This window comes from Streptomyces sp. CA-249302, from assembly GCF_050936785.1.
Taxonomy (GTDB): domain Bacteria; phylum Actinomycetota; class Actinomycetes; order Streptomycetales; family Streptomycetaceae; genus Streptomyces.
This window is the reverse complement of record NZ_JBNJMG010000001.1, coordinates 5,343,870-5,356,820: the sequence shown is the minus strand read 5'-3', so window position 1 is coordinate 5,356,820 and position 12,951 is coordinate 5,343,870. Positions and strand designations below refer to the sequence as shown.

The following is a 12,951-nucleotide window of genomic DNA, read 5'->3' as shown; positions in this document are numbered from 1 at the left end:
CACGCGCACGTGTGCGCCGCACGACGGCGGCCGGCCCCTCGAGGGAACGGAGTGCTGGTCGCGTCGCGTCAGGCGGCGAGTTCGAACCCGGCGGCCGGGGGGCCGCGCCTGATCACCGAGTGCTGGAGTGCGGTGGTACGGGGCTTCCGCGGCGCGAGGAGCGCGGTGCGCGGCGGACGCGGACCGGTCCCGGGCGCGGCCGGCAGCCCGGCACGCAGGGCGCGCACCAGGGCGAGGGCCGCGCGCAGGGACCGTACGACCGCCCCTTCCGCCAAGGAGTCCGCGGACTGCTCGGACAGATGGATCAGCCGCAACAGGGCCAGGTCGCCGCGGCGCAGCAGCCAGCCGGCGGCGATCGCCGCGAGGACGTGGCCGAGCAGCATCGGCAGGGATGGCAGCAGCGCGGCCGGTGAGGCGGTGCCGGACAGCGCGTCCGGCGAGTGGTTCATGGAGCTCATGTCCATGGCCGTGTCCGGGCTGAGCCGGGCGTCGGCGAGGATCCGGCGGGCGTGCGCGGGGGTGATGGCCGCCGCGGTGGTCCCGCAGACGAGGCGCGCGGCCCGTTCGACCAGCGAGGCGTCGGACATCGAGGCCATCGACATACCGCCCGAGGCGGCCCGGTGCTGCCCGAGCCCGAACAGCGTGTGCAGCACGGTCTGTCCGGCGGCGAGCAGCGTCACGATGCCCGGCAGCGAGCGCGCCCGCCCGGCGAGCGGCGCCGCGACCAGGAAGGCCCCCAGGAATCCCGCGCCCAGCGTCCACAGCGGAACGGTCGCGCAGGAGGCCAGCGTGTGACCGGCCGCGGCCAGCACGACGCAGACCGCGGCGAACACCGCGGCCCGCAGAATCCGGACGTCTGCTCCGGAGCGCGCCCTGCGCTGGTGGGGGGCAGTCATGGCGGGCCCATCATCGCACTGCGCTTACCGGGCCCATACGGCAGGTCCGCAAGGTGAAGTACGAACCGGAACATCACCCTCTGGTGTGAGCCGCCCACACATACACCGATTCCGATTTGGATGCATCGCCCATATGGGCGGCATCACGTCAACTCCGTGCTTACACCCGGGTACTGGCGGCAATAAGAAACGGTATGTCGAGCCGCGGCCGGGAGGCTGGAGCATGAGCATCTGGTGGTCACTCCATTTGCGGCGGGAAGCTGCGAGCGTTCCGCTCGCCCGGCGGCTGCTGCTCGGCACGATGGAGACGGCGGGCGTCGACCCCGATGTCTCCTACGACCTGGGGGTCGCCCTGAGCGAGGCCTGCGCGAACGCCGTCGAACACGGCGGCGACACCGCGCCCGGCCGGTCCTCGGAGGCGTACCGGGTCACCGCCTACCTGGACGGCGAGAAGTGCCGGATCGAAGTCACCGACTCCGGCCCGGGGTTCGCGGGCGGCACCCCCACCACCCGCCCGGCCCGCACGGACGCCGAGCACGGCAGAGGCCTGTGTCTCATCCGGGAGCTCGCCGACCACGTCCACATCGGCGACAAGCCCGGGCGCGGGGGCACGGTGGTGAGCTTCGACAAGATCCTCAAGTGGCGGGAGGACGCGCCGCTGATCGCGGTGTGAACCGCCGGGATCCGGACGGACTTCAGCATCCTCAGCATTCACAGCTCGTTCTCAGCCCGGCCCTACATCCCTGACGGTCGGCGTCCCTACGTTCCCGATCATGACGGGAAACCACAGAAACTCCATCACCCGGCGCCGCGCCATCGCGGTCACCGGCGGCACGGTCGCGGCGGGCGGGCTCGCCGTCGCCGGCTACCAGTCGGCGTTCGCCGACACCACCACCGACGCCACCGACGACGCGACCGCGTCGGCCACCTCGACCGGCGAGTGCGCGACGCTGATGGCCAGCGTCACCGAGGGCCCCTACTACCTGGACGGCGCGCTGGTCCGCAAGGACATCACCGAGGGCAAGGCGGGCGTCCCGCTGACCCTGCGCCTGACCGTCGTCGACGCCACCGACGGCTGCACCCCGGTCAAGGGTGCCGCGGTCGAGATCTGGCACTGCGACGCCTGGGGCTACTACTCCGGCTACACCACCGCCAACCCCGGCGGCTCCGCGCCCGCGGAGAGCGAGGAGGGCGACTCCGCCAACGACAGCACCTACCTGCGCGGCTACCAGGTCGCCAACGCCAACGGGGTCGTCAAGTTCGAGACGATCTTCCCCGGTTGGTACACCCCGCGCACCTGCCACATCCACGTGAAGGTGCACACGGGCGGCGAGAAGGAGGACGGCACCTACGAGGGCGGCAAGGTCAACTACACCGGCCAGCTCTTCTTCGCCGACGACATCGCCGAGGAGATCTTCACTCTCGACCCGTACTCCAAGCACACCGGCAGCTACACCACGCTCGACAACGACATGGTGTACGACGGTGGCGGCGCCGCCAGCGGTCTGCTCACCCTGAAGGCCGTGCACAAGAAGGACCCGTCCAAGGGCTACAAGGGCTTCCTCACCCTCGGCATCGACCCGGACGCGGAGAACACCGGTGCGGGCAGCGGCGGCGGTGGCACTCCGCCGAGCGACGCGCCGACCGGGACGCCGCCGAGCGACGCCCCGAGCGACAGCGCCAGTCCTTCGGCCTCGGCGTCCTCCTAAGGTGCGGTTATGAGCAGCCGCGAGGACGAGACGCTTGCGCAGGCCGCGGTGGCGGCGCTGACCGGGCAACTGGCACTGGCTCCCAAGCCGGGCCTGCCCGACCCGCGTGACCTCGGTGTACCCGCCGGACGCCGAGACCACTGTTCCCTGCGCTGGTCGGCCAAGGCGCTCGCGCCCGGCCTCGCGGCGATGGCCGCCGCCGCCCGCCGCACCGGCGAACCCAGCCCGCAGCTGCGCGCGGAACTGGGCGCGATCGGACGGTCCACCGAGCACTCGGTGGGCCTGACGGGCGGCGGACACCGGGGCGCCCTGTGGGCGCTCGGCTTCCTGGTCGCCGCGGCCGCGCTGCAACCCCGGGCAGGCGCCCGGGACGTGGCCGCCGCGGCCAAGAAGCTCGCCGCCCTCAACGACAAGGGCGCCCCACGCCGGCCCTCGCGCGGCTCGACGATCTCCGCGAAATACGGCGCCGCAGGTGCCCGCGGTGAGGGCCGCGCCGGATTCCCGCATGTGCGGCGGGCGTTGGACACCCTCACCACGGCCCGCTCGGCCGGCGCCACGGAGACGCAGGCCCGGCTGGACGCGCTGCTCACGGTGATGTCCACGCTTCAGGACACGGAACTCCTCTACACCGCTGGCCCGTTGGGCCTCCGGCACGTCCAGGCGGGCGCCCGCGCCGTCCTGGAGGCGGGCGGTACGGCGACGGAGGCGGGACACGACGCGCTGACGGCCCTCGACGCCGACCTGTACGAGCGTGGGTGGAGCCCGCGGGGGAGTGCGGGGCTGCTGGCGGGGGCGCTGTTCCTGGACTCGTTGCCGGTCAGCGCGCGAGTACCGGTGGGCTGACCTCGGTCACCATCCGGCCGGCGGCCCTGCGGGTCGCCGGCCCCATCGCGTACGACGCCACCACGGTCACCCCGCCCAGCAGCAGCCACCCCGGTGTCCCCCACCCCACCAGCAGCGAGGTCAGCACCAGTGGGCCGAGGGTCCGGGCCACCGTCACCCCGGTGCCGAAGAAGCCCTGGTACTCGCCGACCCGGTCGGCCGGGGCCAGGTCGAAGGAGAGCTGCCAGGAACCCGCCGACTGCCCCATCTCGGCGACGACCTGAAGCACGGCCCCGGCCACCAGGGCCCCCACCGCCACCCACGGCGACGCCCCGGACGACAGCGCGAACACCGCGCACGCCCCGAGCATCGCCCACCCCGACCGCCGCACCGCGCGCGCGGCCGACGCGACCCCGGTGACGCCCCGCGCCGTGTGGACCTGGAACAGCATCACCGCACCGGTGTTGAGCACGAACAGCGCGGAGACCACCCAGGTGGGCGCGGTCGTCCGCTCCGCGATCCACAACGGCAGCCCGAGGCTGAGCAGCGGCATCCGCAGCAGCAGAACGGTGTTGAGGAGCGCGAGCACGGCGTAGGGCCGGTCCCGCAGCACCCCGAGCCGGTCGGGCCGTGCCACCGAGTTGTCCGGTCGCCTCACCGAGACCGGCGCCACCCCCGGCAGCCGCGACAACACCCCCGCACACACCAGGAAACTCACCGCGTCCAGCGCGAACACCCCGAGATACGCACCCCGAGTCCCCGCCTGCAACGCCAGCCCACCGAGCCCCGCCCCCACCGCCAGCCCGGCGTTCAGCGTCGCCTGCAGATGCGCGAGCAGCCCCGTCCGCTCCCCGGCGGTCACCAACCCCGCGAGCAGCGCCTGCCGGGCCGCCGCCAGCCCCGACTGCGCCGTCGCGTAAGCACAGGCCGCGAGGACGAACGGCACGAACCCCCGCACCACCAGGAACGAACCGACCGCCGCCCCGGTTCCCAGCGCCAGCAGTACGGCCGTCCCCCGCGGCCCGCGCCGGTCGGCGAGCCGCCCCAGCGGCACCCCGGCAAGCGACCCGATCGCCCACGCCACGGTGAGCCCGAGTCCCACGCGCGCGGGGGCGAGCCCGACGACATGGGTGAAGTAGAGCGCCGAGGTCACGTAGTAGGCGCCGTCACCGATGGAGTTCGTCAACTGGGCGAGCGCCAGGACGCGTTGGGGACCCGCGGGCGGGACGAGGCGAGATGTCATACCCACGAAACTAGACCTGCAGTGGACCCATCCACAGACCCAATCAGCGCGCCTTTTGATGGCCCAATTACCGGCCGTCCGGCACCCCGCTCAGCCCCCGTCCAGCACCTTCCCCAGCACCGCCAACGCCTCCGGATACACCCGTTCCCGAGGCGTCCCGTACCCCACGACCAGCCCCTGCGGCCGCCCCTCGCCCGACCCGTGCCAGTGCTCCCCCAGGCGTCCCAGCGCGAGCCCCTCCGCCTCCGCCCGCTCCAGTACCTCCGCCTCGTCGGCGACCTCCACGAGCGCGTGCAGCCCGGCCGCGATGCCGCGCACCGTGTGCCGGTTGCCGAGCCGGTCCAGGAGCTGGTCGCGTCGGCGCCGGTATCGGAGCCGGCACGCGCGCACATGGCGGTCGTACGCATGGCTGTCGATGAGTTCGGCGAGCGCCAACTGGCCGATGGACTCGGTGTGGTGGTCGCTGTGCAGCTTGGCGTCGGCGACCGCGTCGACCAGGTGCGGCGGCAGCACCATCCAGCCGAGGCGGAGGGCCGGCCCGAGCGTCTTGGACGCCGTACCGAGATAGACGACCTGTCCGGGCGCCATGCCCTGCAAGGCGCCGACGGGTTGGCGGTCGTAACGGAACTCCCCGTCGTAGTCGTCCTCGACGATCAGCCCGCCACGCGCGCGTGCCCAGTCGGTCAGTGAGCGCCGCCGCTCGGGGCGCAGTGTCACGCCGGTCGGGTACTGGTGGGCGGGCGTGACGACGACGGCCCCGCAATCCTCCCCGAGCTCCTCGGCGCACGCCCCTCGTTCGTCGACGCGCACCGGCACCACGGTGCCCCCGTTGCGCCGCACGACCTCCCGGTGGAACGGCAGCCCCGGGTCCTCCATGGCGACCGTGCCGCCCTCCAGCACGCGCGTGAGGAGCGCGAGCCCCTGCACGTACCCGGAGGTGATCACGATGCGCTCGGGCGGCGCGATCACGCCCCGCGCGCGCCCCAGGTACCCCGACAGCGCCGTCCGCAGCTCGATGCGCCCGCGCGGATCCCCGTAGTCGTACGCCAGCAGGGGCGCCGTCGCGATGGCCCGCCGCAGCGCCCGCAACCAGGCGGCGGCGGGGAAGGCCCCTACGTCCGGACTCCCCGGCCGCAGATCGAAACGCGGAGTACGCGCGCGTGCGGCCGTGTTGGGAGCCTCGGCGTCGGCCGACGGCAACGAGGCGACCTGGGTCCCCGACCCCTGCCGAGCGGTCAGATACCCCTCGGCGACGAGCTGGTCGTAGGCGGCCTTGGCTGTTCCACGTGAAACACCGAGCTCGGTCGCGAGCCGCCGAGTGGCGGGCAGCCGCGTCCCGGGCGTCAGCCGGCCGTCCCGCACGGCATCACGGAGCGCCCGCTCCAGGCCGACCCGCCGACCGTCTCCCGCATCGGGTTCCAGATGCAGATCGACGCCGACTCCGGACCAGAAGTCGTTCACGAAAACCCTCCCCCTAGGCACGTGAATGGCCGGGCACCCCACAGGTACCCGGCCATCGGTCTCGTATCAGTGCTTGAGCTCCGCCATCCACGCCTCGACCTCGTCGGACCGCCGGGGCAGCCCGTCGCTGAGGTTCCGGTTGCCGTCCTCCGTCACCAGGATGTCGTCCTCGATGCGGACGCCGATCCCCCGGTACTCCTCCGGCACCGTCAGGTCGTCGGCCTGGAAGTACAGCCCCGGCTCGACGGTGAGGCACATCCCGGGCTCCAGCGTCCCGTCGACGTACGTCTCCACGCGCGCGGCCGCGCAGTCGTGCACGTCCATGCCGAGCATGTGCCCGGTCCCGTGCAGCGTCCAGCGCCGTTGCAACCCGAGCTCCAGCACCCGCTCGACCGGCCCCTCGACCAGGCCCCACTCGACGATCTTCTCGGCCAGCACCCGCTGCGCCGCGTCGTGGAAGTCCCGGTACTTGCCGCCCGGCTTGACGGCCGCGATACCGGCCTCCTGGGCCTCGTAGACGGCGTCGTAGATCTTCTTCTGGATCTCGGTGAAGCGGCCGTTGATCGGCAGCGTGCGCGTGACGTCGGCGGTGTAGTACGTGTGCGTCTCGACGCCCGCGTCCAGGAGCAGCAGGTCACCGGCGCGCACCGGCCCGTCGTTGCGCACCCAGTGCAGCGTGCAGGCGTGCGGACCGGCGGCGGCGATGGTGCCGTAACCGATGTCGTTGCCCTCCACGCGCGCGCGGAGGAAGAAGGTGCCCTCGATGTAGCGCTCGGAGGTGGCCTGCGCCTTGTCGAGGACCTTCACCACGTCCTCGAAGCCGCGGACCGTCGAGTCGACGGCCTTCTGCAGCTCGCCGACCTCGAACTCGTCCTTGACCAGTCGCGCCTCGGAGAGGAAGACCCGCAGTTCGTCGTCCCGCTCGGCGGTGACCTTGTCGGTCAGCGCCGCCTCGATCCCGGCGTCGTACCCGCGTACGACCCGCACCGGACCGCTCGCCTCGCGCAGCGCGTCCGCCAGCTCGCGGACGTCGGAGGCGGGGATGCCGTACAGCTTCGCGGCCTCGGTGAGCGAGTGCCGGCGGCCGACCCACAGCTCGCCCTGGCCGGAGAGCCAGAACTCGCCGTTCTCGCGGTCGGAGCGCGGCAGCAGGTAGATCGTCGCCACATGGCCCTCGGCGGCCGGCTCCAGAACGAGGACGCCGTCCTCGGTCTGGTTGCCGGTGAGGTACGCGTACTCGACCGACGCGCGGAAGGCGTACTCGGTGTCGTTGGAGCGGGTCTTCAGGTTGCCCGCGGGGATCACCAGACGCTCGCCCGGGAAGCGGGCCGACAGCGCGGCACGGCGGGCCGCGGTCTCGGCGGCCTGGGCGATCGGCTCCAGGTCGTGCAGCTCCGTGTCGGCCCAGCCGGACTTCATGCTCTCGGCCAGCTCGTCGGAAACGCCCGGGTACAGGCCGTTCTTGCGCTGCTTGATCGGCTCCTCGGTCTCCTCCGGGGTCTCCGGTGTGAGCTCGTCGGCCACGGTCATCCTCCTCGATACGGCACTGGACCCCCTCCATCGTACGGTCGTACGGAAGGGGGCCCAGGGCCGGAAGACCTCTTACCGGTCGCCTACTCGAAACGCGCCGCGAGCAGTACGACGTCCTCCTCGCCGTCGGCCTGGTCCAGCCCGTCCGGCAGCACCGTCCGCAGCACGTGGTCGGCGATCGCGTCGGGGTCGTGCCGCAGCGCCTTGGGCACACCGGCCGCCGCCGAGTGCAGCCGGGCGAAGGCGCGGTCGGTGGGGTCGCCGGTGCGGTGCAGCAGGCCGTCGGTGTAGAGCAGCACCGTCTCGCCGGGCTCGGCCTGCAACTCCACGCTGGGCGCCTCCCAGCAGGCGAGCATGCCGAGCGGCGCGGAGACCGAGGTCTCCACGAACTCGGTGCGCCGCTCGCCCACCAGCAGCGGCGGGCAGTGTCCGGCCCCCGCGAGGGTGATCTTGCGCAGCGCAGGTTCGCAGTAGGCGAACAGGGCGGTGGCGGAGCGGGCGGGCTCGGTGAGGCGCAGCAGCAGCTCCAGGTCGGAGAGGACGGCCACCGGGTCCTCGCCCTCCATCACGGCGTACGCGCGCAGCGAGGCGCGCAGCCGGCCCATCGCGGCGACCGCGCTCGGCCCGGACCCGGTGACCGAGCCGACCGCGAGCCCCAGCGCGGCGTCCGGCAGCGGCAGCGCGTCGTACCAGTCGCCGCCCCCGCGCGGCCCGGTGCGATGACGGACGGCCAGCTGCACTCCGGCGACCCGGGGGAGCCGGGACGGCAGCAGCTCCTCGGCCATCGTCGCCATGCACGCGCGCGTGCGCTCCACTTCGACCAGCCGCGCCAGGTGCTCGCCCGCGTAACGCGCGTACAGCCCGACCAGGTGGCGCTGGCGCTCGACCGGCTCGGCGGGCTCGTCGTAGAGCCACACGGCGGCGCCGATCCGGCCGCCGCCCTCGGTGGTCAGGGGCAGCGCGTAGCAGGCGGCGTAGCCGAGGCGGGCGGCGACCTCGCGGTGGCGCGGGTCGAGGCCGTCCTCGGCGAGCAGGTCCGGCTCGGCGATCTCGCCGTCGGCGCCCGGCAGTCCGTCCAGGATGCGGCCGTACGACATCGCGCTGCGGGGCACGGTCTCGATGTGACCGAGGTCGGCGCGGGCGAGGCCGAGGCCGATCGTGGTGTCCGGGCCCAGGCCGTCGCCCGGCTCCAGTACGACGAGACCGCGCCGGGCGCCCACCAGGGCGGCTCCGGCGCGCAGCAGTTCGGTCAGGGCTTCCTGGAGTGCGTCCGTGCGGGCCAGGCGTTCGGTGAGTTCGTGGAGTGTCGTGAGGTCCGAGACCCAGCCGGCGAGACGGTCCTGGAGCAGCGCGCCCGGTGGGTTCGGCGGGGGGACCGGAGAGGTGTCCGGGGCCACGGGCGCGGGCGCGACAGTGTGTGCGGGCGAGGGAACCGTTGAATCGATTCCGGCCACTTTCGGAGGGTGAGGGGCGTTCATGGCGTCCGGCTTTCCGACCGGTGCGTATTGCTCAAAAGCATCGCAAACCCCCATGTCATTCTGCGCCGCTAGCAGTGTCTCCACATGTACACGCACTCGTAAGGGGATGTCCAGCATTGTCCTGCTGGGATTCCTGGTGTCCGTGAGTCACCGGTGCTCCCCTTGCCATAAAGCAAAGTTGGCTTAAAACTGACTCGGGTAACGGGGTATTGCGGTCGACTGGCCTTGCTCCACAGAGCGTCACAGCGGTCGTGATGGGTACGTACTCGGAGAAGGCCAGGGGTGGTTGACAGTCACCCGGAACCTGGTGACCGACCCCGGCGTCCTATCCACCGACGACCGCGCCCCATCCTCCCGTGGCGGAGGCGAAGAGAAATACGCGGAACGGTAAAACGCCAGACTTCGCCACCCCGCGCCACGCCCATGCTTTTGATAGACGCAGTATGGGGATCCCCGTGTTCAGGACACGGGTGTGATGCGCCAACAGGTACGCACAGTGAAGTGATCGACACATGGTGTGATGTGGCCCACGGTGTTGCCAGCGGTGCAACGGAAAGGAACGAGCGCTCATGCGCGAGATCCTCGGAAGGCGACGCAGGCTCCTGTCCCAGCGCAGCGACGGGAGGCCTGAGTTGATCAGCGCGGCCCTGACCTTCGCGGCGGAATGGCAGTGGCCCGTACTCCCGGGTGTGGTGGCGGACCCGCAGGGGCGTTCCCGCTGCGCTTGCCCCGACCCGGAGTGCACGGTGCCCGGTGCACACCCCTTCGACCCCGGCCTGCTCGCGGCCACCACCGACCCCCGCATGGTGCGTTGGTGGTGGACCAACCGCCCCGGTGCGCCGATCGTCATGGCCACCGGTGGCAAGGCCCCCTGCGCGGTGAGCCTGCCGGCCCTCGCGGCCGCGCACGCCCTCACCGCCCTCGACCGCATGGGCATGCGCCTCGGCCCGGTCGTGGCCTCGCCCAGCCGCTGGGCGATCCTGGTGAAGCCGTACTCGATGGAACAGCTGGGCGAACTGCTGTACGCCAAGGACTTCGTCCCCGGCTCGCTCCGCTTCCACGGCGAGGGCGGCTACCTCGCCCTGCCCCCGTCCGAGACCGGCGAGGGCGAGATCCGCTGGGAGCGCGCGCCGCTGCCCGGCTCCGCCTCGCCCTGGGTCCCCGACGTCGAGGCCGTGGTGGACGCCACGGTCGAGGCCCTCACTCGTACGGGTGTGAGCGCGCCCGAGTTGTAGGGGTGTCGAGCGCGCGCGTGACGGTACACGCGCGCGTGGTCGTTATCTTCCGCACTATGAACCTCCGTCTGCTCGCCCTCGCGGGCGTCGTGGCATGCGCGGTCGCGCTGCCGCTGGCCGTGGCGTCCGCGGGACCGGCGGGTGACGAGGGCCGCGCCGTCGTACGCGCCCCCGCGCGCGAGCCCGTACGTTCCTCCCCGTCCGCCGACGCCAAGGCGCCCACCGCCCAGCCCACCGAATCGCCCCTGCTGCTCGGCCTGGGCCTGGCCACCGCCGCCCGCTGCGGTCCCGAACTCACCTCGCGCGACGGCATCGAGGCGCAGACCTGTGTGCTGACCCAGGGGGCGGAGACCTGGGCGCGCACCTACTACCGCAACGCGAGCGGCGACGCCCTGGACTCCGTGCTGAGCCTCATGGGCCCCGAGGGCCGCACCGTGCAGATCAACTGTGCCGTGGGCGCCGGGGACGAGCCGGGGACGTGCGAGACGCCGCGTGAGCGGACCAGGGGCGGTTCGGACGCCTACTCGGCGGTATCGGAGTTCGCGGCGCGTGGCGGGCGTGGGCCGCTGCTGCTGCGGTCCGGGAGCAACTCCGGGGTGCCTACCGGCAGTTGACGCCGGGCCGTGTTCCGTAAAAGGAACGCGGGCATGAAAAGACCCGGTTGCTGGCGACGGGGGATGCACCAGCAACCGGGCTACTCGAACGGTAACAAGAGATCGGCGGTTCGCAAATTCGATCCGGGGTTTCCGGTCACGTATTTGCTTGTCCCTGACGGGACTTGTGAGCGGAGTCACCGGTTCCGGAAGATCGGGCGGGGCTGACCGGCCGGTCAGCCCCGCCCGATTTCGTCACAGCCTGTCAACTGAGCGTGACCTGGCGGTTGGTGAGACCGCCGCGCGCCCGGCGCTCGTCCGCGGTCAGCGGCGCGTCCGTGGCGAGGGCGCCGGCGAGCCGCTCGGCGAACTCGGCGGCCGGCTTCTCGATGTCCTCCGCGGTGACGCCGCTGGGCAGGTCCCAGACCGGCACGGTGAGCCCGTGAGCGCGGAAGGAGCCCACCAGACGGGTGCCTTCGCCGAGGTTGGAGCGGCCCGCCGCGTGCAGCCGGGCGAGGGCGTCCAGAAGCTGCTCCTCCGGGTGCGGCATGACCCAGCGCAGGTGGTTCTTGTCCGGCGTCTCGCACCAGTAGGCCGCGTCCACGCCCGTCAGCTTCACAGTCGGGATCGCCGCGGCGTTCGCCCGCTCCAGGGAAGCGGTCACATCAGGAGTCGCGTTCTCCGCGTCCGGCACCCAGAACTCGAAGCCCTCGTGCACAACTGGCTCGAACGCGCCTTCGGGGTCGAGCAGATCCTGCAGCCGCGGCCCCTCGGCGGGAGCGCGGCGGCCCTCGACCGGCGTGCCCGGCTCGGCGGTCAGGGCGCGCTGGAGGGTGTCGGCCAGGTCGCGGCTGATGTCGCCGGACGCCGTGTCGTTCTGCAGACCCAGCAGCACCGAGCCGTCGTCGCGGCGCAGCGCCGGCCAGGCCATCGGCAGCACGGTCGCGAGTGTGACGGACGGAATCCCCTCGGGCAGGCCGCCCTTGAGGGGAAGTTCGACGGTGGCCGCCGGCACCAGCTCGCGCAGCGCCACCCAGTCGCACTCGCCGGCCAGCCCCTCGAAGGGCCGGTGCACCAGCTCGGTGGAGGCCTGCGCGGCGGCCCTGCCGTGGCAGGCCTTGTAGCGCCGGCCGCTGCCACAGGGGCAGGGCTCGCGCGCACCGACGACCGGGACCTCCCCGTCCGTGATCTGGGGCTGCTTGGCCTTCGTCTGAGGTCGCTTCTTGGCCATCGTGGGTGTCTCCCGGTTACGGCTCGTCTCGTACGGCGGGAGCCTAGCCGTTCACGCCATGGACGACGGGAGCCTGTGGACAAGGTCCGGCGACTCAGTCCAGGTCGTCGAACGCCTCCACGTAACCGAGCCCCGGCATCCCGGGCACCCTGGAAACCGTCGGTGCCGTGACGCGCGTAGCGAAACCGTCGCGACAGTGCCCCGCGTCAGGATCATGAACGTCCTCGTGCACCACGACCCACACCGTCACCTCGCCGCGCGCGTCGTCCCGTACACCCCAGTCGTCGGCCAGCGCGGTGATGATGTTCAGCCCGCGGCCGCCGTGCGCGGTGACCGAGGGGGTGGACGGAGCCGGACGGGTGGGTCCGCCACCGTCCGTCACCTCCACCGTGAGCGTGCCGCCGCCGTCGACCCGCCAGGCCGCCCGGACGTCGCCGTCCCCGGCCAGGGCGTCGCCCAGCGGCCGGCCGTGCTTGCACGCATTGCTCAGCAGTTCGGAAAGAATCAGTACGGCATCGTCGATGACCGTCTCCGACACACCGCCGCTGCGCAGCTGCTCGCGCATACGGTGTCTCGCCTCCCCCACGCCCGCAGGGCCATGGGGTACGGCCATGCTCGACGACGTGGGCACCTCCTGTGCCACCACCAACGCCACCCCCGAGACCTCCTTTGCCCCACGCCACGGTGTGGATGCCCCATTGGCCTGTACCGGAAACCGGCCAATCCACGTTCAGTGACGCATTCGCAACGATC

12 protein-coding genes are annotated in these 12,951 nt (G+C 72.3%); 5 read left to right on the top strand and 7 right to left on the bottom strand.

Annotation, left to right across the window (positions count from 1 at the left end):
* Nucleotides 1–68 precede the first annotated feature (68 nt).
* Nucleotides 69–896, bottom strand: coding sequence for a hypothetical protein (locus ACQEWB_RS24095; RefSeq protein WP_432834292.1), 828 nt, complete (start codon nucleotides 894–896; stop codon nucleotides 69–71).
* A 223-nt stretch (nucleotides 897–1,119) separates the two neighbouring features.
* On the opposite strand from ACQEWB_RS24095, the gene ACQEWB_RS24090 reads away from it, so the two are divergent.
* The 3 genes from ACQEWB_RS24090 (at nucleotide 1,120) to ACQEWB_RS24080 (ending at nucleotide 3,448) form a co-directional block, all read left to right on the top strand.
* Nucleotides 1,120–1,569, top strand: a complete 450-nt coding sequence (locus tag ACQEWB_RS24090; RefSeq protein WP_432834290.1) for an ATP-binding protein — start codon at nucleotides 1,120–1,122, stop codon at nucleotides 1,567–1,569.
* Nucleotides 1,570–1,669: 100 nt separating this feature from the next.
* Entirely contained in the window at nucleotides 1,670–2,605 is a 936-nt protein-coding gene (locus ACQEWB_RS24085; RefSeq protein WP_432834288.1) for an intradiol ring-cleavage dioxygenase, read from the top strand.
* Between the two features lie 9 nt (nucleotides 2,606–2,614).
* Nucleotides 2,615–3,448 (top strand): triphosphoribosyl-dephospho-CoA synthase, encoded by an 834-nt coding sequence (locus tag ACQEWB_RS24080; RefSeq protein WP_432834286.1) that lies wholly within the window; start codon nucleotides 2,615–2,617, stop codon nucleotides 3,446–3,448.
* On the opposite strand, the gene ACQEWB_RS24075 is transcribed toward ACQEWB_RS24080, so the two are convergent.
* From ACQEWB_RS24075 to ACQEWB_RS24060, 4 genes are all read right to left on the bottom strand, one after another.
* Complete coding sequence (locus ACQEWB_RS24075) at nucleotides 3,423–4,670, bottom strand: MFS transporter (protein ID WP_432834284.1); 1,248 nt, start codon at nucleotides 4,668–4,670, stop codon at nucleotides 3,423–3,425. The genes ACQEWB_RS24080 and ACQEWB_RS24075 overlap by 26 nt on opposite strands.
* A gap of 90 nt (nucleotides 4,671–4,760) precedes the next feature.
* On the bottom strand, nucleotides 4,761–6,131 hold the full coding sequence (locus tag ACQEWB_RS24070) for a PLP-dependent aminotransferase family protein (RefSeq protein WP_432834282.1): 1,371 nt from the start codon (nucleotides 6,129–6,131) through the stop codon (nucleotides 4,761–4,763).
* A gap of 66 nt (nucleotides 6,132–6,197) precedes the next feature.
* The gene (locus tag ACQEWB_RS24065) at nucleotides 6,198–7,661 is read right to left on the bottom strand and encodes an aminopeptidase P family protein (protein ID WP_432834280.1); all 1,464 of its coding nucleotides are present in this window, start codon (nucleotides 7,659–7,661) and stop codon (nucleotides 6,198–6,200) included.
* An 83-nt stretch (nucleotides 7,662–7,744) separates the two neighbouring features.
* Nucleotides 7,745–9,256: a PP2C family protein-serine/threonine phosphatase gene (locus ACQEWB_RS24060; RefSeq protein WP_432834278.1), complete on the bottom strand. Its 1,512-nt coding sequence runs from the start codon at nucleotides 9,254–9,256 to the stop codon at nucleotides 7,745–7,747.
* Nucleotides 9,257–9,708: 452 nt separating this feature from the next.
* Between ACQEWB_RS24060 and ACQEWB_RS24055 the strand changes: the two genes are divergently transcribed.
* Entirely contained in the window at nucleotides 9,709–10,374 is a 666-nt protein-coding gene (locus tag ACQEWB_RS24055) for a bifunctional DNA primase/polymerase (RefSeq protein ID WP_432834276.1), read from the top strand.
* Between the two features lie 56 nt (nucleotides 10,375–10,430).
* Nucleotides 10,431–10,988, top strand: coding sequence for a hypothetical protein (locus tag ACQEWB_RS24050; protein ID WP_432834274.1), 558 nt, complete (start codon nucleotides 10,431–10,433; stop codon nucleotides 10,986–10,988).
* Nucleotides 10,989–11,232: 244 nt separating this feature from the next.
* Here the strand turns inward: ACQEWB_RS24050 and ACQEWB_RS24045 are convergent, their stop codons facing one another.
* Entirely contained in the window at nucleotides 11,233–12,198 is a 966-nt protein-coding gene (locus ACQEWB_RS24045) for a DUF5926 family protein (protein WP_432834272.1), read from the bottom strand.
* 94 nt (nucleotides 12,199–12,292) lie between these two features.
* Entirely contained in the window at nucleotides 12,293–12,853 is a 561-nt protein-coding gene (locus ACQEWB_RS24040; protein WP_432834270.1) for an ATP-binding protein, read from the bottom strand.
* Between the last annotated feature and the right edge of the window lie 98 nt (nucleotides 12,854–12,951).